Annotated in this window: 15 protein-coding genes and 5 pseudogenes; 11 read left to right on the top strand and 9 right to left on the bottom strand. The window is 58.7% G+C overall.

Annotated features, from left to right (window positions below; all coding sequences use genetic code 11):
* Positions 1 to 792: 792 nt before the first annotated feature.
* Positions 793 to 2,063, bottom strand: a pseudogene (locus AA309_RS07240) (carboxypeptidase M32).
* Between the two features lie 54 nt (positions 2,064 to 2,117).
* Entirely contained in the window at positions 2,118 to 2,354 is a 237-nt protein-coding gene (locus tag AA309_RS07235) for a hypothetical protein (protein ID WP_047188329.1), read from the bottom strand.
* Between the two features lie 70 nt (positions 2,355 to 2,424).
* On the opposite strand from AA309_RS07235, the gene AA309_RS07230 reads away from it, so the two are divergent.
* A complete protein-coding gene (locus AA309_RS07230) occupies positions 2,425 to 2,658 on the top strand; it encodes a hypothetical protein (protein WP_047188328.1) in 234 nt (77 codons plus the stop codon).
* Positions 2,659 to 2,721: 63 nt separating this feature from the next.
* Here the strand turns inward: AA309_RS07230 and AA309_RS07225 are convergent, their stop codons facing one another.
* Positions 2,722 to 3,171: a c-type cytochrome gene (locus AA309_RS07225; protein ID WP_047188353.1), complete on the bottom strand. Its 450-nt coding sequence runs from the start codon at positions 3,169 to 3,171 to the stop codon at positions 2,722 to 2,724.
* Positions 3,172 to 3,739: 568 nt separating this feature from the next.
* Here AA309_RS07225 and AA309_RS37400 point away from each other — a divergent pair.
* From AA309_RS37400 to AA309_RS07195, 7 genes and pseudogenes are all read left to right on the top strand, one after another.
* Positions 3,740 to 4,009 carry an ATP-binding cassette domain-containing protein gene (locus AA309_RS37400; RefSeq protein ID WP_342027935.1) on the top strand — a complete coding sequence of 90 codons (270 nt, stop codon included), beginning with the start codon at positions 3,740 to 3,742 and terminating at the stop codon, positions 4,007 to 4,009.
* Between the two features lie 314 nt (positions 4,010 to 4,323).
* A complete protein-coding gene (locus tag AA309_RS07220; protein WP_047188327.1) occupies positions 4,324 to 5,853 on the top strand; it encodes a ComEC/Rec2 family competence protein in 1,530 nt (509 codons plus the stop codon).
* Between the two features lie 27 nt (positions 5,854 to 5,880).
* A pseudogene (locus AA309_RS07215) lies at positions 5,881 to 6,150 on the top strand (adenylate/guanylate cyclase domain-containing protein); the annotation flags it as partial.
* Positions 6,151 to 6,295: 145 nt separating this feature from the next.
* Positions 6,296 to 6,505, top strand: a pseudogene (locus AA309_RS37190) (DUF5681 domain-containing protein); the annotation flags it as partial.
* A gap of 126 nt (positions 6,506 to 6,631) precedes the next feature.
* Positions 6,632 to 8,149, top strand: coding sequence for a phage terminase large subunit (gene terL, locus AA309_RS37395; protein ID WP_342027934.1), 1,518 nt, complete (start codon positions 6,632 to 6,634; stop codon positions 8,147 to 8,149).
* Positions 8,150 to 8,407: 258 nt separating this feature from the next.
* Positions 8,408 to 9,510 (top strand): IS3 family transposase gene (locus AA309_RS34115; protein ID WP_150117422.1). Its coding sequence is split into 2 segments (ribosomal slippage): positions 8,408 to 8,669 and positions 8,669 to 9,510, totalling 1,104 coding nucleotides; the frame shifts between segments, so codons are not numbered across the junction.
* A gap of 78 nt (positions 9,511 to 9,588) precedes the next feature.
* Positions 9,589 to 10,905: a hypothetical protein gene (locus AA309_RS07195; RefSeq protein ID WP_150117421.1), complete on the top strand. Its 1,317-nt coding sequence runs from the start codon at positions 9,589 to 9,591 to the stop codon at positions 10,903 to 10,905.
* A gap of 183 nt (positions 10,906 to 11,088) precedes the next feature.
* Here the strand turns inward: AA309_RS07195 and AA309_RS34110 are convergent.
* Positions 11,089 to 11,226, bottom strand: a pseudogene (locus AA309_RS34110) (IS6 family transposase); the annotation flags it as partial.
* 540 nt (positions 11,227 to 11,766) lie between these two features.
* Here AA309_RS34110 and AA309_RS07190 point away from each other — a divergent pair.
* Both AA309_RS07190 and AA309_RS07180 read left to right on the top strand, forming a co-directional pair.
* Positions 11,767 to 12,162, top strand: a complete 396-nt coding sequence (locus tag AA309_RS07190) for a hypothetical protein (protein WP_200901957.1) — start codon at positions 11,767 to 11,769, stop codon at positions 12,160 to 12,162.
* 759 nt (positions 12,163 to 12,921) lie between these two features.
* Positions 12,922 to 13,380 (top strand): annotated as a pseudogene (locus tag AA309_RS07180) (IS6 family transposase); the annotation flags it as partial.
* A 117-nt stretch (positions 13,381 to 13,497) separates the two neighbouring features.
* Here the strand turns inward: AA309_RS07180 and AA309_RS07175 are convergent.
* Positions 13,498 to 14,208 carry a hypothetical protein gene (locus AA309_RS07175; RefSeq protein ID WP_150117420.1) on the bottom strand — a complete coding sequence of 237 codons (711 nt, stop codon included), beginning with the start codon at positions 14,206 to 14,208 and terminating at the stop codon, positions 13,498 to 13,500.
* Positions 14,209 to 14,580: 372 nt separating this feature from the next.
* Positions 14,581 to 15,393, bottom strand: a complete 813-nt coding sequence (locus tag AA309_RS34100; RefSeq protein ID WP_150117419.1) for a hypothetical protein — start codon at positions 15,391 to 15,393, stop codon at positions 14,581 to 14,583.
* A 785-nt stretch (positions 15,394 to 16,178) separates the two neighbouring features.
* On the opposite strand from AA309_RS34100, the gene AA309_RS36310 reads away from it, so the two are divergent.
* Positions 16,179 to 16,268 (top strand): transposase, encoded by a 90-nt coding sequence (locus AA309_RS36310; RefSeq protein WP_244470286.1) that lies wholly within the window; start codon positions 16,179 to 16,181, stop codon positions 16,266 to 16,268.
* A gap of 184 nt (positions 16,269 to 16,452) precedes the next feature.
* Here AA309_RS36310 and AA309_RS07170 read toward each other — a convergent pair whose 3' ends face one another.
* The 3 genes from AA309_RS07170 to AA309_RS07160 all read right to left on the bottom strand — a co-directional run bounded on the left by AA309_RS07170 (position 16,453) and on the right by AA309_RS07160 (position 22,078).
* Positions 16,453 to 17,724, bottom strand: a complete 1,272-nt coding sequence (locus AA309_RS07170) for a trypsin-like peptidase domain-containing protein (RefSeq protein WP_047188320.1) — start codon at positions 17,722 to 17,724, stop codon at positions 16,453 to 16,455.
* Between the two features lie 206 nt (positions 17,725 to 17,930).
* Entirely contained in the window at positions 17,931 to 20,594 is a 2,664-nt protein-coding gene (locus AA309_RS31750) for an ATP-binding protein (RefSeq protein ID WP_052954523.1), read from the bottom strand.
* The gene (locus tag AA309_RS07160) at positions 20,591 to 22,078 is read right to left on the bottom strand and encodes a toll/interleukin-1 receptor domain-containing protein (protein WP_047188319.1); all 1,488 of its coding nucleotides are present in this window, start codon (positions 22,076 to 22,078) and stop codon (positions 20,591 to 20,593) included. Before AA309_RS07160 ends, AA309_RS31750 begins: the two co-directional genes overlap by 4 nt.
* Positions 22,079 to 22,159 lie beyond the last annotated feature (81 nt).

Genomic DNA, 22,159 nt, shown 5'->3' with positions numbered 1-22,159 from the left:
CTCATCCGACGGTTCCTCACGTCGGAAGAAAACCTTCAAGGATGCCTGCATCTCGGCAATCAAGGCATGGGGTTCCGACGGCGCTCGGCACCTTGCAGGTGATCGGTCCGTGCTTGCGGCTGCCGCCAGAATGTCTGCACAGGGTCAAAAGGCCTCCTCAGAAACTGCGTCGTAAAGGTCCGCTCACCGAGTCAGTCCGGACATTCGATTTACTTCCGCTCAGTGCCATTTCCGGATCTTGGGAATCCATGAAGTTCAAGAATGCGCTTCCTGGAACCTGACAGGTAATTGGGTCGATCCGCGTTACGACTGGATCGTGGAACGTAGATCTTCGCCGGGTGTCACCTGCGCTAAGGGTCCGGCTTTGTCCCCCGGGTATTGAAGTCTGACTCGAACCGGGGGGTATTCTGACCCGAACCGGCGAAAAGCCTGGCTCTCCGTTCCGCACACCTGTGGGTTGCACGAACGATCCGGGCCTAACCCCCCTCAGGTCAAGGATTCAATCATAGCCCCGCGCTTCCCAATGGAAGGCGGGGCTATCCGCATCTGGACACAACGGCGGCCTCCGAGTCCTTGGAGAGCGGAGCACTGCTCGATCCCTGACCGTGGAATGAGTCCTTTGGTGGCTGCGCCATGGGTCAGCTTTCTGCTGCATCCCGGACCTTTGACGTACTTCCGCCTCGTGCCAATAGCCGCCCTTCCGGCCGAAGCGGGTCCGGTAAGCAGGCTCAGCCGAACAGAGCTCGGGCAAGGTGGCGCTGGTCGACGGGTTTGTCGCAACGGGGCACATCCTTATGGGTCTCTGGTAGTGCCCATTGCTCGTAGCCAGTTGCGAGCACGAACGGCACACTGCCCAGGCCGAGCAGGGCCTTCATTTCCGTCGTTGAACGCTCCCGGCAGATCCTCGATGGCGAGGTCCCCGGCGATTATCGCCTTCTCGAGATCGTAGCGGAGGACGACGTGGGCCGGATAGGTGACCTCGTCGGCGTCGATGCGGATGAGCCCCGGCTCAACCTTCGTGACGATCCGGTACAGGTTGTCCTCCTTCCATGCCGGACCATCCCCGTGAAACGCCTCGCGGGCGAGGGACGCCAGGTAGGCCACGAAGGCATGGGTGCGGCAGGTCTGCATCTCGATCAGCAGCGCCTGGGCCTCATGCATGCTCATGCCCCGCGTGCGGCCGACCGGCTGCCGGAGCCATTCCTGCGGGCGTCCTGCTCGTACAGCGCGTACCCGCTTTCGTGCAGGACGCCCGAGGGCGAGCCGATGAAGTCTCCTTCGTTGTACTTGGCGGCAATACGCACGTCGCTGCCCGCGCCACCGCTGAAGGGATGTTCGCTGACGTCGAGCCGCCCGTGCTCGAAGTCGAAGCCGACCGCCCTCACGAGATCGTCGGCCAGATGCCTTTGGATGTCGGCGGGAAAGGGTCCGGTCAACGGCTTGACGGCAGGCTGTTTCTCCTGATGCCTGCACACCGCCCGGATCAGATCAGGCAGCTCCCGCCGCAGGTTCTTGAGGAGCCTGTCGATCGTGCCTTGGCGCAGCCCCGGATCGTACCCGTCGAGCAGGGCGTCATAAGGTCCAGGACCCAGGGTCTGGGCTTTGGCATCGCCGATCTGGCGTGTCAGGTTCAGGACCTCTGCCAGCTTGGGGCACAGTGCCGGGAAGTCGTTGTTCCTGCGGGCCTCCGCCCAGACCCCCTCGGCCTCGGACACGGCCGTGGAATGGGCCTGCACCAGACAGCTCGGGACGGCCGAGGCATGGGCATAGGCGTACCGCATCTCGCGCAGGTTCGCCTTTTGCCAGTCACCCAGGCTGTCAGCGGCTCCATCCGCCTCGTCCAGCAGGTGCTCGGTCCTGAGCGAAACCAGTCCGTCGCGGGCCATCCGCTTGAGGGCCGCAATCTGTTCCGAGCGGGTTGCGGCTGCCCCACGCAGCATCATCGTGTCCGAGTCCCATTGCAACAGCCCGATGATGTCCTCGATCACTGTGTTGTGTGCGAAGGTCCGCTCGAGTTGACGATAGGCGTGCACTTGCCCGCCATCTGCGGTGTGCCGTTGCATCGGCACCTCCCTGACGACATGACCATAGCGGCGAACTGGGTTCGCAGTCACGCGCTAGAGCAGCCCGGCCACGAGCTTGCGCCTGAGGGCTTCGTCCGCGGTCAGGTACCAGTTGGTCTCGGCATACTTGCGGATCTCCTCCTCCGAGACATCGGTGTCGGCGATCAGTTCCGAAAACCCCTGCTGCTCGAGCTGTATGCCCTTTTCCAGTTCAGCGACTTTGGCTTTGGTGATGCATTGGGACGGACGGTCAATTTCAACGAAGGGCAGTGGGTGCCGGAACTTTGGCACCCAGGGATCGGTTCACGACTTCTCCGCTCAGCGGCATCGACCGTGGTCCGCCTGATCGGGGAGAACCATCATGGCGGACAGTCCGGAGGATGCAATGATCCCGTGGAGAGGCGGTATCCGTTACGCTCTGGGCATCGTCCTGTCGGCCGCCACGATCTTCGCCGTGCTGAGGCATGGCCCCGCTGAGGAGGATGCGTTGCAGACCCTGCTGGTGGCCGTCGCGGCTGCGCTGGGGCTTTACGTCCTGGGGCTGTGCTCGGCCATGTCCCTCGGGGCCGATCGTCAGTTCGCCCCCTCCCCTTAGGTGTCAATCACCTGCCGCGTGGCTTGGAACCGCCACATGGGTAGGGCCTCCAACTCCATGACTTCATCTTTCCTTCCTGCGAAAGGTCTCATGACAGCCGCCGCAGTTCTGGCCAACCTGCTGGATCGCTACTTGCAAGCTGCCCAGGTCGGAGATCCGGGCCAGAGCATCCGTGACATCCCGTTCGAGTTTGGCCGCACGAGCGTCGAAATCGGCCTTGCGCTCCCAGATGACCGGAAGAGCGGCGGTCGGCCCCCGCTCCTGATGGGATAGGAACAGGCTAGGAATCTGGCGGGCGTTTTGCTCGATCTGCTGGAGAGCTGCTTGAGCCGTTGCTATGTTGAACGGCACCTGTCCTCGGGACATTCCAGTCAGCGCCTGCATCTGCTCCTGATTGTCTTTCATCAGTTCCTTGCGCTGGTGGATCGCATCCGTTGAATCCATTTGCTGGGCCAGTACGTCAATCCCACTGAGCACCACCAGACCTATTGCGGCAAGGGCTGTCCTGTGCATCGTTCGCATCCCTTTGTCTGCCCCAGAGCCGGTCTCGCGGGATGGTTCTCAATAGAAACGAGAGCTCTAGAAAAATGGGCTGTAGAGGTGGTTGTGTGGCTGAGGCAGTTTGTCCGACGCCCCTCACTTATAGCGGGGCTTCGCGAATGTCTTCGTGCTGCGAAGGTCGACACGGGTCAAACTCCGGGGATCCCAAGCCCTCCGATAAGTTCCGTCCTTGCCTGCCTGAACAGACATTCGAGAGATTTCCGGAAGGTGCCATTTCCAGACCTTCATCAGTTCCGGTTAGGAACATCCAAGTGTTGTATGGCCGAGACAGGCTGACTTGGCACCGCGGACTGCCCAAATATCGATCCGTTGCAGCCCTATAGGCGCATCGTTCAGCCACACCAGTCCTCAAGGAGGTTTGGGATGAACCCACCTGACAAGTGTCGGCTGAGGGGAGGATTGTCATGAGGGGCCATGCGCCGCGCCAACCCATTGCACTGGTTGAAACGGAAGACCTTTCACTCGCGGTCAGCGCCCGTGGCCTCGTCAAGCGCTTTGGCGAAGTGCGTGCCGTAGATGGATCGATCTCGATATTCAACAGGGCACAATCTTCGCGATCCTCGGACCGAACGGCGCCGGCAGGACGACCCTGATGCGCATGCTCGCGACGCTAACCGTACCCGATGCAGGTCGGCAACCCTGCTCCGCTGGTGACCCAATCCGGTCCAGGCAGCGAAGAGGCCGACCTCGACGACGTAATGGGCGCTTCCGTTGGCTCGTCGACACGGTGGCGGCAGATCGATGGTTCACGGCGACGGTCCTACGTCGTTACTCAATGAGTTCGCAGTGAACACGTCCAACGCGTGATGAAGTTTCGGCATTGAGATCCGTCAGAGAGAAACGGAGGTGTTCCCGTGCCAGGTTACGGTCTTCGATCGATTCCTTTCGACCTGTAGACATTACGAAACCGTTCGTGACGCCACTTTCCCCGTCATAGGTCGAGTTCATGAGTTTTGTGAGCATCGCGCAGCAGGGATCAGGCGCCACAGTTCTGATAACCCGGAATGTCAAGGTAGAAGCGGGCGACTATACCGAATTGCAATGCAGAGTTGACGTAAAGCTCTGCTCAACTTCCGCGAGGCAAGTGCCAATCTGGAGGCAGCCATGGGCAGGTCGCACGTGATCAACGTCGACTTGGCGGATGTCTGGTCCGATCCCGAACGTACGAAGCTTCTGAGAACCCTCGCTTGGGGGGATCAGGTCAGTGTCGTTGGCCAGACAGAAAGCTACATCGAGGTAGAGTTCAAGAGATTTCAAGAGACGCCGGACGGCAGCATCCTGCCCAGCGTAGAGCTGGGTTACATCGTGCCTCGAAAGAGCTCTGGCGTGGGCGCTGCCGATGTCGTGATCCCGAAGCGGCACAATCAAGTTTTGAAGATCAGCTTCGTTGATGTCCAACAAGGTGATGGAGCGGTCATAGAGTCTCCTGACGGGAAAGTCGTTCTTGTTGATGGCGGCGACAATCAACTCTTCGCACGCTATCTCGCCGGACGCTTTCAGGGAACCACGGCCGAGAAACCGCAGCCGATCGAGTGCATGCTTGTGACACATGGTGATGCGGACCATTTCGTCGGGCTGCCTGAGATCTTGAGATCCGAGTCACATCCAGAGGTGCGCAAGCGCCTTTTCATTCAACCGAAGCGCGTCTTCCATAACGGTCTTGTCAAGCGTCCTGGCACTCGCGAGGGCAAGCGCGTTCCAGACCGAGAGCTTCTCGGACCGACCAGAAAACACAACGGCGAACTCTACATCGTCGGTCTCGAGGAGGATCTTCTGTCGGTTGATGACGACGAAATGAACAGACCGTTTCGCGCCTGGAAAGACACGCTCGCCACCTATAACGACAGAGCCCGCCTAGAGTGTCGGCGTCTGGCACTCGGCGACGATGAAGCATTCAGTTTCCTGGCCGATGAAAACATCCAGGTTGAGGTTCTGGGGCCGCTGGTCACTGATCTCGACGGTGTCCCTGCCCTCAAGTTCCTGGGCAATCCACCCAAGGGGCCGCGAATTGGACAGGAATCCCTCGCTACCGACGACCTCGCTACAACAGGGCTTTCTGCGTCACATACGATCAACGGGCACTCAATCGTCTTTCGTCTGACCTACGGCAACTTTAGTTACCTGTTTTCGGGCGACTTGAATGACGAAGCGGGACGCTTCCTCACCCGCGAGCACAACAGAGGCAATCTGAACCTCAGGGCCGATGTCTTCAAAGTGCCCCACCATGGATCAGCGGATTTCTCGGGAGCTTTCATTCAGGCGGTCGCGCCGGTGGTCAGCGTTGTGTCGAGTGGCGACGAGAGCGCTCGCAAGGAATACATCCACCCGCGCGCAACCTTGATCGGCGCACTCGGAAGATGGTCCCGGGTCGCCGAACCTCTCGTCTTCGTTACCGAGCTCGTGGCTTTCTTCAACGTGGAGGGACAGGCCACCCTGACGGACAAAAGAAAAGCCGAAGAGCGGGGGCCATTCTTCGCCTTCAGCCGCACGGCCTTCGGTATCGTGAAAACCCGTACGGATGGGCATCGTCTGCTCGTTTACACCGACAGCGGAAACATCAAGCTGAAGGAGGCTTATGCCTTCAGTCTTGATGGAACGGGCATGCCAAAGCCGGAGGATGTTGTGCGGGTTTGAAAGCCGTCGGAAGCCCTATTTGAAGCGGACCCGGCACTACGGGCCGTGGATATGGCGGTGGAGATGCAGCGGAGCGTGTAGGAGCTGATCATCGGCTGGCGGGCACGCGGACACCGCATCGGATTCCGGATAGGCCTTGCCGTGGGGTCGGCTACAGTCGGGCGGATCGGCTACGAGAGCCGGTTCGACTACACCGCCATCGGTAGCGTCGTGAACCTCGCCGCAAGGCTGCGCGTGTCGGCGGTCGACCGGGAGATCCTGATGGATGCGGCCGTCGCCGAGGCCGTGAGTGGCAAGCGCGCACAAGGGCTGCACCGTGCCTGGAACAATGCCGATGACATCTGGAACTGCCCCTGCCATGGTTCCGTGTTCGAGTGGGATGGAACAGTGATCCCCGGCCGCCTATAAGGTCGGCCGAGGCAAACCACCCCGCTCGACCCAGTTCAAGCCGGGTCAGTCCGGCAACCCGGGTGGTCGCAGGAAGGGCAACCTCAATCTCAAAACTATCATGAAGACCGTGCTCGAGAGCGAGATCGAGCTCACCGAGAACGGTCGCAGACGCAAGGTGCCGCTGCTTGAGGCCATCATCCTGCGGCAGGCCCAGGAGGCTCTGCGCGGGCAGCCGCGGGCGATCGACAGTCTGCTCGATCGCTACGAGCGCCATGCTGGCCATGAGGTCGAGCAGGTGCACGAGTTGCCGGAGGAGGATGTTGCACTCTTGGAACGGGTGCTCGGTCCATCCCAGAGACGCTATGGGTCAGACCTGGACCCTGCCCCGATGATCACGACGTGGCTGACGGGAAGGATCCGGATCATGACTGATCGTGCGCGTCTCCTGCGGGCTCTGCTGCGGCAGGACCTGTCGATCTTCAGCCGGAAGGTGTTTGCCACGCTCGAACCCGGCACACCCTATCGGCACAACTGGCACATCGATCATCTGTGCTGGCAGCTGACGCGGGTCGCCCGAGGTGAGGTGCGCCGGCTGATCATCAACGCCCCTCCCCGCTCCATGAAGTCGATCACCGTCTCGGTCGGCTTCACCGCCTGGGTGATGGACCGGGATCCAACCCGGCGCATCATCTGTGCCTCCTATGCCGACGATCTCGCCCGCAAGCTCTCGGTCGACACCCGGACGGTGATCGAGAGCTCCTGGCACCAGGAGCTCTTTCCGCAGATGCAGCTCGCCGCTCGGCGTCCGCGCAACACAGAGCTGATCACCACTCAGCAGGGCTACCGCTATTCTGCCGGCATGAGCGGGTCGATCCTGGGCCGCGGAGCGGATCTCATCGTCATCGATGATCCGATCAAGGCGACTGATGCTCTGTCCGAGAAGGAGCGTCGGCGGGTGAACGAGGCCTTCGACAACACCCTCTACACGCGTCTGAACGACAAGCGCACCGGTGCGATCGTAATTATCATGCAGAGGCTGCACCAAGATGATCTGGTCGGACATGTGCTGGCGAAGGGAGACTGGGAGATGGTCTCAATCCCAGCGATCGAGACCGAGAATCGGGTCTATCAGCTCAGCGATGATCCGGATGATGTCTACATCAGGCGCCACGGCGAGGTACTGCATGTGGCCCGCGAGCCACGCGAGATCCTGGAGCAGATGCGCCGGTCACAGGGATCGCTGACCTTCTCGGCCCAGTACCAGCAGGTGCCGGTGCCACCGGAGGGCAACATCGTCAAACGTGAATGGCTGCGCACCTACTCGCAGCGCCCCTCTTCATTCGACATGGTGATCGCAAGTTGGGATACTGCGTCCACGTTGTCGGAAACCTCAGATTACTCGGTCGGGACAGTTTGGGGTGCCAGGGGTCTTGACTTCTATCTGCTCGATCTGGTGCGGGGCCGCTTCGAGGTGCCGGAACTCCGGCGCGAGGTGCTGCGCTTGTCCCAGACCTGGATGGCTGATCAGACGATTATCGAGGACACTGACATCGGCCGGGCGATCACACAAGATCTGCGCCGGTCGGGAGAATGGCGAGCCATCCTGCGCAAACCCCGCTTTGACAAGGAGGCACGCTTTCTGGCCCAGTCAGTCCGGTTCGAGGCAGGCCAGGTGCATGTGCCGCAGGATGCACCCTGGCTGGCCGACTGGCTGGACGAGCTGCTCGCGTTTCCGAACGGGCGGCATGATGATCAGGTCGACTCGACCAGTCAGGCTCTCGATTATCTCACGTCCCGTACACACCCACTGCATGCCTCCGGGAACCTACGTGAGCGCCCGGAGCGTGTCTACCGGCCGGCCGGACTTAAGCGGCCTGCCGGATATGTGCGGAAGCAAGGGAGTTGAGGAGTGAGCTTGCCAGTTTGCCCCTGCGTGTCTGAGAGCTTCCACCCTGGTGCTGGCACTGTCACAGGAATGCTGACAGGGTGGGCCGACCGGCGATACGGTGGCGAGATGCAGCCAATCTCCTCCTCCCGTCACCAGTTCCCGCCCGAGGTAATCCGGCACGCGACCTTGGTCACAGAGTTGGTCCTGACCCGCTAAACTGGTCCATTTGGAAGACAACTTTTTCGGGCATTTTGATCCTTGAGGAGGGTCAGTGCCATGAAGAGGACGCGCTACACGGAAGAGCAGATCGCCTTTGCGCTGCGACAGACGGAAAGCGGCACGCCGGTGGCCGAGGTGATCCGCAAGATGGGCATCACCGAACCGACGTTCTATCGCTGGAAGAAGCAGTTCGCCGGCATGGGCGTGACCGAGATCCGACGCCTCAAGCAGCTCGAGGACGAGAACGCCCGCCTTAAGAAGCTCGTGGCGGATCTGACGCTGGACAAGACCATGCTGCAGGATGTGCTCAAAAGAAAGTGGTGAAGCCCGCTGTTCGGCGTGAGGTCGCAGGCCATCTGCAGACGGCCTATGGCATCAGCGAACGGCGGGCATGCTCGGCCACCGGTTTTCGCCGCTCGTCGCAGCGCTATCGCAAGCGGTCTGATCCGCAGATCGAGTTGCGCCTGCGGCTCAAGGAACTGGCGGCGGCGCGGGTGCGCTACGGCTACCGCAGGCTGCACATCCTGCTGCGCCGGGAGGGCTGGCCGGTGAACCACAAGCGCACCTATCGCCTCTATCGTGAGGAAGGACTGTCGATCCGGCCCAAGGCGCCGAAGCGCAAGCGGGCCTGGCGTTATCGACAGGGTCGTCCGGAGATCGGTGGCCCCAATGAGGTCTGGGCGATGGACTTCATGGCCGACCAGCTCTTTGACGGGCGTGCATTCCGCATCCTGACGGTGGTGGATTGCCACACGCGAGAGTCACTGGCGATTGTGCCGCGAGTGAGTTTCCGGGCCTATCAGGTGGTCGAGGCGCTCGATGCAATCGCCCGGAGCCGCGGCCGGCCGAAGAGCCTGCGGGTGGACAACGGCCCGGAATTTGCCGGTCGAGCGCTGGACCAGTGGGCGTATCTGAACCGGGTCGAGATTGATTTCTCCCGGCCCGGAACGCCCACGGACAACGGGTACATTGAGGCGTTCAACAGCCGCCTGCGAGCGGAATGTCTGAATGCCTCGTGGTTCCTATCCATGGCGGATGCCAGGGAGCGGATTGAGCAGTGGAGGAGAGATTACAATGAGACCCGACCGCATACAGCGCTCGGCGGCTTGACCCCGAACGCCTTCGCCCAACAAACTCATCAAGCCCGGAAAGTTGCATAGGCCGTGGATCACATATGGGGGCAGGTCCAAGTGATCCTGAGCTAACATTCCCTGCGGACCGCATCGTGGGGGCTGGTCATGGGAAGAGCGATGCCAGGGCGGGCTTTCACGTTTTCGATACTCGGTGTCCTTGTCGCCACTTCTCTTCTGCTGTGGGTCCTGAGGGAGATACCACAGCCAGTTTCCGCGCTTGTGACGGTTGGCGCCTTCTTTGCCACTTTTTTCCTGTTGTTCGTGCTGAAACGCAGGTTGCTGCAGTATGCCCTTCTCTCGCTTCCAGCAAAGAGGACTGGACTACGCCGGCTGGGTACGGTGGCCGCAGTAGTAAATCTATTACTGTTGTTGTTCGCGGGACTGGTCTCGGGGGGGCTCATGGGAATGGAGTTGTTGCTTTGGATCTTTGAGATCCAGAGCGCTGGCACCAGCCTCGCTCTCGACATCATCGCTCTGATCATTATACCATCCATAGCATTGTGGGCATACTTCTCAATGGCCACGCCGATTGCTACATCACTCTGGCTCAGGCGCTTCCATAACAAGTCTGACGGCTTTAATTTGGCCAAGGCTTTTGATCATCTCTCCATCAGCGGTATGCGTGTGGTAACGCTGGCCGATACCAGGGTGGCGGCATCACGCCTTTCGAGCGGCCAATGCTACATCAAGTTGATTATTGATCTGGTTGTATTCCTCATAGTTCCCATTGCGACTGTCCTCTTCGTTGTCGCGGCGTGGTTTAATATGGTGGTGCTCAATCCGGAGCTTCATCGGCCACACCCGTTCGTCCGCTCAGAGTATTTCTGGTATGGCCTGAGCCTCGCTACGGGTTTGTATGTGCTGTATGGGTTGTGGCGGCTCGTCGCTAACATACGGCGCACTATAATGCTCGGGGCTGGCGTCGTCGCCGTTGACGCTCTGGGTGCGACGAGTTTTATAGCCGCCGAGAACAAGCGCGTGCGCTCTGGGCGTGGAGATAATTTCTTTGCGGGGAAGGCGGTACTGCGGATCGCAGATGCACATTGGGAAGCGGCGGTGAAGTCGGCGATCGAGAGCGTCGACTTTATCATTTTCGATGCGACGCAGTTTGCAAAGAATCTCTTTTGGGAGCTCGAGAACGTGATCGCGCAGGGATGCGCCCACAAGCTCGTGATTGTCTGCGGGAATGAGGGTGTCGAGGAACGCTTCCAGCGCTATTTGGAGGCGCATGACATTGATTGGCGTGAGCGCCTGGTGCCCTACCAGGATCTCTCCCGATCGCTGCTTGACCGCTGGCGCTATTGCGCGATGATCGAGCGTAAGGCCCACGCCATAGCTGCCGGAGTTCTTGCAGGACCGATTCCGATCAGCAAGGAGGTCGCGCTCCCCCGAAAGGAGTGCTCTTCGGGAAGCACTTCCTGAGCCTTTGGCTTCCGTTTTTCAGGACTTGGGAGCCGGCTATGTCCTGAGGGCAATGTGCACAGGGAAGTGGTCTAACCCGCCTTACTCATTGCGGTGACAGGAGCGGTGGGGAAGGTATGCTGGGGTGCTGTCACGGGAACTGGAGCGACGCGACAATGGCCCGAACGACGAGCTCATTCGGACCGCCGTGGTCGCAAGCTGCCATGCTTGCTCCACTTCGGCCCTGAGGGTCCGAAGAGTGCGGCGGGAGATGAGGTGACGTTGAAGGTTGAACGTAGTGTGGACCGGAGCATGCATCGAGAGAAAGCTCTGGGCTGAGCCGGTGCCGCAGGATGCGCCCTAGCTGGACGAGCTGCTGGCGTTCCCAAGCGGCCGCCACAATGACCAAGTGGACTCAATCAGCCAAGCTCTCGACTATCTCACCGCCCGCACTCGTCCGCCGTATGCGTCCGAGCAACCAAGGGAGAGGCCAGAGCGGATCCGACGGACTGCAGGTTTCAGGCGACCTATCGGGTTCGTGCGGAAATAACAAGCACAGTCAGGAAGATACTGAACAATCCCGTTTACTCAACCTCTGTACCCTAGATGTTACATACCTTGAGCACGGGATCACGTATTGTATACTCCACTTCGCGGGAGGCCCTCTGTTTCTGTACCTTCAGAGCAGTGGAGACGAACATGCGTGTGAGCCTGTGCCTCGGATCTATTGGACTGACGGTGTGTTGTCTGGCCCCAGCCCACGCCGATAGACGCGAGGACATCGCTGGATTGTTCGCCCGGGCGCAGCAAGCTGGGCGAGTGGGAGTTGCCCGTAAGACCAGACCTGTTGACGTACGCCCTGCCCGATCTGGTGAAATCGTCGTGACGATCATTGCCGCTGAGGGAGAGCGGAGGGAAACGGAGACACAGAGCCCACCGGCGCAAGAAGGCGACATGGTCGTGCGCAACCGCTGCCCCGAGACGGGAAATGAGGAGATCTTGGTCACTGCGGCGAAGTTCCAGGAGCGCTACGAGGGGCCGACCGGGCCAGCCGATGCTAACGGCTACCGGGCCTACCGGCCGCGCGGGGTTGAGATGCAGTATTTTATCGTCCGAGATGTGGATGGCAGCTTTACGTTCGAGGCACCTTGGGGTGAGCCAATGATTGCCCGCCCCGGAGATGCGATCGTCCGCAACCCCAACGACCCGAAAGACACCTACAGGATCGCAGCGGCCGCTTTCGCCTGCACCTATGAGATTGTGCGACCTGCTCAGTAGTGCAAAGAACCGTTGCGGTACCGTGCAACCAGCGGCAACGTATGGGATCCACTTTTGGCGGCGCTTCTGCTGACATTTATCAAGATGAAACAGCAATCTTTGACCGTCGCTATACATCCCGGATAACTTTAGATGATTATAGGGCTCTCAATAGGGTGATCTCAGACGACCTAACATCCATTGAAGACTATGCGAAAGAGGTCCTCACCTTGGCAGAGAGAGAACCACCCCTTCCTCTGAAGTATTCATAATAATTTTCTTTGAGGGAATACCTTACCTTAGGGATGCTTATAAGACCTTTCGCCGCGTTGCAGGAAAAAACGTTCGTCACCGCCAAAGTTGACCATCACCTTGATGGAAGGGAAAGGATCGTTCCGACGATATTTTCAAGTATAAAGCGCTCAGCTTTCATCATCGTAGAAATGAGCGGGGCTAAACCTAACATCTATTTTGAGCTAGGTTATGCACGTGCTCTGGGAAAGCCAATCATACAGATGCACACGAAGGCACAGTGCTACCATTCGATGTCTTTGATACACCAAATATATTCTGGGATAGTCAGAACACGCTCGAACGTAAATTAGGCGACGCCATTGATCAATTGAGGCAATCACCAAGTGTATTGAGCTTGTGAAATATATTCATGGAGTTGGTAGAGGCTGGTTAGCTATTATCTTTCGTCCTTTCGGGCGAGGCGGCGCAGCAGGATGCAACACGTGGCGAGATAGAGCACCATCTCGCCGGTCTCGACCAGACGCTCGTAGTCCTTGGCAAGGCGCCGGTCGATGGCACCTTGATGGGGTCGTGATCCGCATCGCAGGCAAGAGGCATTGGCTTTGGCGTGTCGTCGATCAGCATGGGACCATGCTCGACATTTTGGTCCAGAGGCACCGCAATGCGGCAAGCGGCCAGGCGCCTGCTCCGCAAGTTGCTCAAGAAGCAGGGCGCGGCTCCTCGGGGGATGATCATAGACAAGCTCGCTAGCTACGCCGCCGCGAAGCGGGTTGTCATGCCTAGCGTGGAGCATCGACAGCACAAGAGCTTAAACAATCGAGTGGGGAACTCTCACCAGCCGACCGACGACGCGAGCGCATCATGAAACGCTTCAAGTCAGCCGGGCAGGCTCAGCGCGTCCTCTCGGTCCATGATCAGGTCGCGATCCTGTTCCACCGTCCCGCAAACACTAACGCCGCTGATCATCACAGGTCCCGAACTTAGGTGTTTCTGGCTTTAAACGAGGTGACTTCATCGCAGCAGGCTTTTTATCTGGTGTTCCAGACAGGAAAGCCTACTTGAGCTCATTAAGTTGACGATGCCCGTGATGACACCGACGTTTCACACGTTATCTCTGTCGGTCAGACGCACTTGGGTGGATTGGCTGGCTGGCAAGCTCGGGCCCAACTTCAGGGAAGGTTTTATCAATTTGCGCATAACCTCTTGGAGAGATTTTAAGGGAGTAATTACGAACTGCTCACCAAGGCTGGCGAGCAGGATCTCGGTTGGTTTCTCGCCAGCCGTTGGGTACTTGAGCATCTGAACCACATCTGCCGTGGGTACGACTTCTGATTTCAGTTTGAGCATTTCAGTGATCATGCTCGCCCAAATTTCAGCGGCGAATTCACTACCCGAGTTCGCAAGTCCGACGCGGCTGATAGACAAGATCTGGTTTATCTGCTCCTGCGTCAGCCTGGGCGCAAGCGCCTTGATGGCTCTCCCGAGTTGACTGAGCTGATCAAAAGCTGTTCTGACCTGAAGAGCCCGAGGGAGAGAATTCAGAACGACTGTCATCTGCTTTGGTTTGAGCTGGCTCGGGATCAGCCCGACCGCCTCGCTAAGAGCGCTAAGCTGATACGGATTATTATTTACCTCAAGATCTCTGACGAGCAGATCCAGAACTGCCGAGGCCTGATCCGACGTCAGCCTTCGCGCAAGCACACTGACGGCCTCGTTTAGTAAACTCAGCTGATAGAGTTGATAGCTGTTAACGCTCGTTCGGAGAGCCAGTAAGACCGGATCGAGAACTGCTTTTGCCTGCTCGGGTGTCAATCCGGGTGCAAGTATAATAGCCGCCTCACTGAGAGCATTGAGCTGATAGAATTCGTGACTCTCAGCGCTGCTTTGAAGGGCTTTGAGGAGCGGGTCCAGAACAGCCCTCCGCTGTTCGGGCGTGAGCGGGACAGGGAGCGCGCCGACTGTTTTGCTGAGAGCGCTGAGCTGGAGAGGATCCTTGCTGGGTTGACTGTTCTGAAAAGCCTCCAGAAGAGGATCTAGAGCCGCGGCAGTTCTGTTAGAAGGCTTTATGCCAGCCGTGCGAGCCAGTTGCTCCGCTCGTTGATCTAATCTTCTGATTAGGATCGAACTACCCGGCACTTTTGACCAGAAAGCCTCAAAAACCGATTGGTCGGCTGTGGCGAGTTTTCAAAGCATATTAACTTCTTCTGGATTCCAGTCTCCTGGCGCAACGAGTTCGAGTTTATTCCAGATTGAGTTGGCTTCCTGCTCGATACGGCTATTACGAAACTGCCAAGCGCCAGACCCTGCCAAGCTGATTAAAGCTACTGCAAGACTTATAACGCCCGCGCGCCAGCGACTGTGCCGCCGTCGTTCCTCCTGACGAAGAACTGGCACAAGTTCGGCAGGAATATCAAAAATTCCGGCTATCAACTTAGAAATTGCATCTTCCAGACTCCTGGTTCGCCCAGACATTAGCCAGTAAAGATGTTTGTAGGTCCGCAGATCTGCCCAATCCCAACGCTTTGAAATATTGCTGAGTTCGCCGGGGTAACGACCCTCCGGAGCACCGGGTGCCAGAACCACAAAGATGCGCCCTGGATCGCGGAACTGCTCCCAATAAACCTCAATCTCCCTCTCAACCCACTTAGGTGAGCCATCGCTCTGTGGTTCAAACGCGTCGGCAGTGGAGATTACGATCAGCCGCCGTGAACTGTTCAGGGCCGGAACGATCTGTTGATCCCAGAAATCTCTATTCGAGCGCTCATGGCGTGTGTCAACGAAGATCCGGTGTGGCTTTTGCAGGTCTCCGCACAGTGTGGGGGGTAGTTGTGCAAGGAGATCTTTGGATGCACGGAACTGTTCCAATCTACGGCTGAGCCATAGAGCGACACGTCCACCCTGTGCCCGGCGGGAGGAGATAAACGCATCATAGGTATGAATAGGAGCCGAGCTATCCGTGCTCTCGGGATTCTGCACTTGATCAGGTGGAATAGACATGAGCTTTATGAGCGCCAATCATACTGCCTTGCGAAATTGAGACTCGTCATAGCGTTCTTTCGGGCGTCAACGCACACAAGAGACGGCAACCACGGAAACATCCTCTACTGTGCGTGCAGGCGGCTCAGGGCCGCTTATTGCAAAACCCGCTGACACCCGCAGGCCCGCAATGCGTTGCACTCCACGCTCAAAGCAGAATGCGCAGAGATCTAGGCCACCGGGTGCTCGCTAAGCAACATGTCGCGGACAGAGGCCTTCGCTCACGGAATCCTAGAGTATACATTAATTTGAGCTGATACGGCGGGCCCTGCGCTTCCGCAATGACTATTAGGTGGGAGTCGCCAGAGCCAAAGATCCCAAGGGCTTGTCCGATGAGACCAACCTTCATCAGGAGACCGTTCTCAAGCATTCCCTCGCTGCCTTGGTCGATCAACGATGACAGCTGCGTCTATCCCGCATCCCATGATAGAGCCGCTTGCGCCAGCCATTGCTTTGTTGCACCAATAGGCGAGTCGGCAATTGGCTGATCGAGGCCCGTGCCCTTCAGGTCGAATGTCTCCCGTGCCGTTCAAAGCCAATGCCACCCGCCGTCATCGCATCCCAAAGCAGTGGAACCAAGTAACGAACTGGACCGAATACGATGCGGCTCTGCGTCAGCGGGAAGCCTGACCGTCTGGTTCGCTGCGGAAGCAATCGCGGCTTGGCATGCCGAGCCTTGCACAACATGAGGTGGTCAAGCCCACTATTCGGCTTTGTCGACCAAGACAGCGTTGACGTTATGGGCGGTGTTTCAGCTAGCACTGCGCCAAACCGAAAACCTGATCGGTTCAATCCTCCAGCTCCTCGGCTTGGACTGGCCGCGCCCGATCCCTTGACCCTGAGCCACGGCTCCGCAACTCTGGAGGTCCCACGGTCGCCACCATGCACCGGACCCATTCACTTGCTGGTGGACAGCACAGGCCTGTGGCCGTGTGGACTCGGCGAATGGCTGGTCGAACAGCACGGCACCCGGATGAGACGATCCTAGCGCAAGCCGCACATTGGCGTGGATGCCGACGGTCACCTCTCGCCGATTTGATGAAATGCATCGTCGATCCGCTCGGCAAACCTCTGCAGCCAACGATTCTGCTCAGGACCTTCTAGCGCCTCAAGTGGCTTCTTCGGATCGTTGAAAGCTTGGTACTTCCCAAGTTCCGTTCGCTCATAGGAGCAGTGGTTTGTTATAAGCGGAAGAACAATCACCCCTTCAGCAGCGGCAGCCTTGAGCAGAGGTGGGAGTTCGTTGCTGGCGATAAACTCGGAGGCGAGAAACGAAGGGCCAACGAGCAGCACTGCGACTCGCGCTCGCTTCAACGCGATATCAATCTCCGTTTTCCACTCCGCTCCGGTCTCTATGCGGCTATCGTCCCACACATCGAACTCTGCACCAAACGGTGACAGGAACGTTCGGAGCCGCTCGCGCCACTTGCGCTTTCCTTGATCGGCGCGCGCGTAACTGATGAATACAGAATCGCGGACGGGTGAAGCGTTTGCTTCCGCTGTTTCCGGGGCAGCTATCGAAGGCGGCTCCGACTGGCCGGTAGCGGGGCGTACAGGCGATCGCGAAGACTTGGGCTGTCTAGCAACGTTCAGGTCCGCAAACAGCTCTGGCTTACGCTCTCCTAGCATGGCGAGAATCGCTGTAGCACGGATCGCCTCATTGGCGACGAACATCCCATGTGCCTGCGAACGTTCTGGCCCTGGGCCCTCGCTGGTCCGAGGCACCGAGGCATGATGTATTCCGATCAGACGTAAGTTCTGATCGAGCAGCGGTGCGCCTGCGGAGCCTGGCTGCGTATTGGCATCGTGATGCAAGACATCCTGATATACTGCGACAATGGCACCTTCCTGTAGAGACAGTTGGAGCGGGCCACCTTGTGGATGATGAAACAGAGTCACACGTTCACCGGGTATTGTGTTGCTGTTGCCACTCAACGGAATCACAGCGCGATCATTCAGCTCAGCTTCTAATCCGACTACTGCGAAATCGAGTGCTCGGTCAGCCAAGAAGCACATCTCCGGATTCAACTTGACGGTCGTTACGCGATGAAAGGTGCCGTCCTCATCGCGCTGATAATCAAGATCAAACGAACTCCCATTCGCAGTCTCGACATCCGGCAACACGTGATAGCAGGTGAGAACGATCCTTGGCGCAATGAGAAACCCTGTGCCGAATCCCCGACCAGCAACAGAAACCCGTCCCACGCACCTGCTAAGCTCAAGGACACGCTTCACAAACCACGGTTGCACCCCTACTCTAGGCGCTGCGAGAACTTTTTCGAGAATGGCCATCCGAAATCTCCTTGGATTCCTGATCGGCTTTATCCATCAAGCAAGTAAGGGGCATTTGGGCCGGAACCGGATTGTCTTAACCCGTTGACATAGCACAATGCGGCTCTCGGCGGAGGGATAATAGAAGCAAGTAAAAGGGCGTTGATGTGACAAAGCCGATCCAAGAATTGGTCTCCGTTTTCCGAACGATTCCACACGCAGCCTGACTATCGGAGCTTGATATTTCCTTGCCCGAACCACAGCTCGAAATGGCGCGGGCGAATGGCTGTCGACTTCTCGTAAGCGTCACTCAAGTCTTGCAGGGCGATTTCTGGCTCGGCCAACACGCTCTTTATGGACCTCAGTAAGGCCTCGGCATCCTGACCGCAATCAGCGCGACTGAAGCAGCGGAGCACATTCGCACTCGACTGGCGCGCGACGAGATCGATACCCGGCACGATCAGAGCGGTATTACCGAGCTTGATCTGTTCGAGGCGCAGCTCAAGCTCCCGTGCTACAGCCCGTTGCGCATTGTCCACGATGTGAATATAGAGACGCGCCGGAATACTGGCGGAATCGGCGGTTGCGGGCGGAACTCGTACATTGAGCCAGAACTGAGATCCGGACGGTCGGGTGTATTCAATGGGTCGGCCAAGAGCAACAACGGGCGTTCCAGCCGAAACGATGCCTTTGCTGGGTTTGGAGGCGTAATCCTCAGAGGAATTCGGAGGTCCCTCGCGCAGCACAATGTTGGCATTCGACAGATAGATTGCATTTGGGCGGATCTGATCCGAGTTCAACGCATTCCCGTTATTGTCCTTCAGAAGGCTCGGTCGCCCACCACCAATCCAAATGAAACCTTCAGAGGCAGCGAGACCAGTGATCGCCTGCGGCTGAGGAACCTGTTCAGGATTCGCCACTTGAGCGACAACCGACGCAACGGTCTGAGACGACGCATCCGGCTCGCTCGCTGGGGACGTAGGGGAACTGCGGGGGATTTGCCGCTGGAGTACAGCAAGCTCACGCTCGGCCCTGTCGAGTTTATCCTGGAGCTCCTTAACGGCACTCTGTCCCGACACTTCCAGCTGTTGCACGCGGGCGTCCAACTGCTCTCGTGCGGCCAATGCGACCTGCCGCTCTTCTTCGGCCTGTCGGCGTGCGGCATGAGCGAGGTCTCGCTCTACCTGGATGGCCCTGGTTACTTTATTCGCCAGAACGACATAGAGCCCGAATAGAACGGTCATAAGTCCGAGCAGCGCGACTGTGACCCGCAGGATAGTCGATTTGGTCTGCTCCCTCTTCTTTGCCTCCGCTTCAGCCCGTTCCTGACTGGCTTGCTCCTCTTGCTCCTGCTTCGACCGCTGATCACTCGCGTCGAGCAGTTCTCTCACTCCCTCCCAGTTGCCGCCGTAAAGCTCAGCCCACTGCGGAGTTGGTTTCCTCTGCTCCCACCAAGCCATCGCATGTTTTGTTACAACCGGATTGAGCAGCATCTCCGGGTTGGCCGCATAATCGCGCGCGTTCTCACGAAGCGCATTCCAACGGCGTCCGTCCTCAGCTTCCTCTTCCGCCCAACCAGTTTGGCTCGGACCTCCAGACAGACAGCGCCAGCGGCGGATCAGGGCCTCGTGGCTGATATCAATGACTCTTTCAGCATCAAGCTCCATATCAATTGGCGGAACGATGAAGTTGCAATCGGGCTGCCGAAAGCGCTCGATCACCCTGCGAACAGCTGGCTCCGGCTGACCCGTAATCGAGACCAAACGCGACAAACGTCGCGCGCGCCGGAGCGCCCGGTTCTCGCGGTCTACCTCAGTCAAGGCTTGAAAGGTGCGCTTCACACATAGGCGAATTCCCGCATCACTGTTCTCCAGTTCGGAGAGGACTTCGTCGGCATGACGGGACAGTGCCTGATCGAGTCCGCCAATCGAATCGTAATCATTGAGCGTGAGGCGCGGGTCGAACGGCTGCAGCGCAGAGCTGGTTCCGCTGGCAGTCGCAGCGGCGCCCTGCGCCGCTGTCATGCTACTCGCCCGCTGCCACAGACGCATGAGTGTATGCTGCATGACAGGCAGCTGGTCTGGTTCATCGCCGCCATCGTTCAGGAGTCGCTGTACGAGAGCCGGGTCGATCATGCCTCCAGCCTTGGCGATCGGGCCCTCAATGGCTGCCCGTCTCTGCTCGCGGGTGAGCTGAGGCACCAGGAACTGACTGTTAGTGAGCATCTCCGGCAATCCGTTGAACCTCGCACAATCGCCAAGAAAGTCCGACCGCATGGTAATCATGACGTGGATCGCGGGTTGCTCGCACCGGCTCGCCTCAAGGAGGAGCCCGACAAACGCCTGCGCTTCACCAGCTCGGAGGAGATGCTCCGCCGGGTTCTGATCCTCGGCGAACCGGAACAGCTCCTCAAATTGATCGACCACAAGCAGGATTGGCTCATTCCGATCGAGCCTTGAAGTTCGGGGAGAGCCACGCGCCGGAACCTGAAGTTCTTTCACAAGCTCGATCAGGCCGAAGCTCGATCGCTGCAGAATTGCCTCCGCTCGTTCCTCGAGGGCGTGGTCCGGCAGTCCTGCAACCCGCTCCGGGGCAAGATCACGGGTCAGAGCAATGAAGCTGCGCGCCAGTTCCAATATCGGCCTGCCGAGCGGGCGCATTTCGGCAGCCTTCCAGGAAGGGTCTTCCGAAACCAGCAGCGGCAGCAGGCCAGCTTTGACCAGGGACGACTTGCCGCTACCGGACGTGCCCACCACAGCCACGAAACGTCGCTGCTGCAGCATGGCTCTAAGGTAGCCCACCTGCTCCTCACGTCCGAAGTAGAACGGGTGATCAGCCGTTTCGAAGGGACGAAGGCCCGGAAAGGGCTGTGTCGCTGAAACGCTGGTCATCGGCCGGGATCTCTCGATTTTCGGACCCAACTTGCAAGCGATCCATCCCCCTGTCTGACTGTCGTGAAGGCATTGCTGCGAAACCGGCTTTTGTCGTGTGTTTCGGGAGGGCAAAGGCAAACCGCCCGTCCCTGAAAAGGTCGCGCACGGCGCTCTTTTTCGACCCGATGAACGGTACGCTGCTTCGAATTCAGCCAGCCTGCATCCGCGATGCCCCACACAATGAGCAACGCGTCGCATGCCTCGATTTCTTTGACGTGCTCATCTTCATCAGCAGTTGCTGGGAGAAGCACCGGCTCGCTGCCAGCGCCGAAGAGTTCCACCTCGACTGACTCAGCGGCTGCTCGGTCTTTTTCATCATGGACGACATAGATTCTGAGGGGGACGTCTGCTGGACCAACGTTGACCGGCGCTGTGACGCCAGCCGCCTTTGCGAGCTGGCCAATCTCAAGGGCACGCAGAACATGCTGCTTGAAGCTCTCGAATGGAGCACTCTCCAGCTCGTCTCGTGACAGGAGGGTCGTGCCCTCTTCCAGGCTGCGCACGAGCTCAGGGCGCTGGTCACGTGGTGTGGCACTGAGAGCAGGAGAGAGCCAAATCAGGCGTTGGAAACTCGGGGATCGCTGAGCCGCTTGGCGAGCCGCATCGAGCTGGATAGCTGCAATCGGCTGGTTGTCCCCGTCGGGCGTAAAGCCTGCCGACTGCCCAAGCAGGTGGACCGACAGGGACGCCTCTCGTGTTGCTTCGTCAAGCAGGGCTGCAATCGCTTCCCGGTCGATCGGCAGGGGACTATCGGGATCGGGCCTGATGCGACAGCCTCGCTTCTCCAGCTCGTCGACGATCCTGAGATAGTCATTCTCCAATTCCTTCGCAGGCTTGGCGATAAATACGATGGGACCGTCGCTCCTCACGGTCGTCTCCGGCTCCTGCTCGGATGGGCTGTCGAGCAGCCGCTCCTCGATGGCATTGATGACGCGGGTCATTGTCCGCAGGTAGCGCTGCTCGTTCATCAACCGGCCGAATTCGGCGAAAGGCACGTATTCGTTGGTTTCTGGATCCTGCTCGTAAAAATGAAACCCCTCTTGGCCTTGAAGGCCTGTCGGTAGCCTCTGTCGTTCCACGTCGCGAAGGTATTGCTTGAATACCGCGATCACCCGCTCCCTCGGGTCCGCAATGCTCCGAACCTTTGCCGCTCGAAGAAATTTCTCAAGCTCCTCCAGGCACCAGGGACGCTGCGTATAGGCGCGTGATGCGATTGCAATAAACAGTTCAGCGCGTTGCACAGCCTCTTCGATTTCGCGCGCGAACTGCTCGGAAGGATTGATGTCAGCTACGTCCCGCCAGACGGCAGCATTCAGAAAACCACGCGCCCGAAGCCCGGTATCCAGAAATTCATAGAATCTCCTGACCCAGCCAACACTCTTTGGATCATCGTTTGGCACTGCATTGTCAGCTCGCGCGTACGATAGAAAGATTGACGACACTACAGCCGCTCCTTCCGCCGTTCGGCCCCGCAATTCGATGTCGAAATTAGAGCATCTGGACGCCGCTTGGTAAGGGATCTC

The organism is Microvirga vignae (assembly GCF_001017175.1).
Taxonomy (GTDB): domain Bacteria; phylum Pseudomonadota; class Alphaproteobacteria; order Rhizobiales; family Beijerinckiaceae; genus Microvirga; species Microvirga vignae.
Note: the sequence above shows the minus strand (reverse complement) of the source record. Positions and strands in the feature narration are given on the sequence as shown.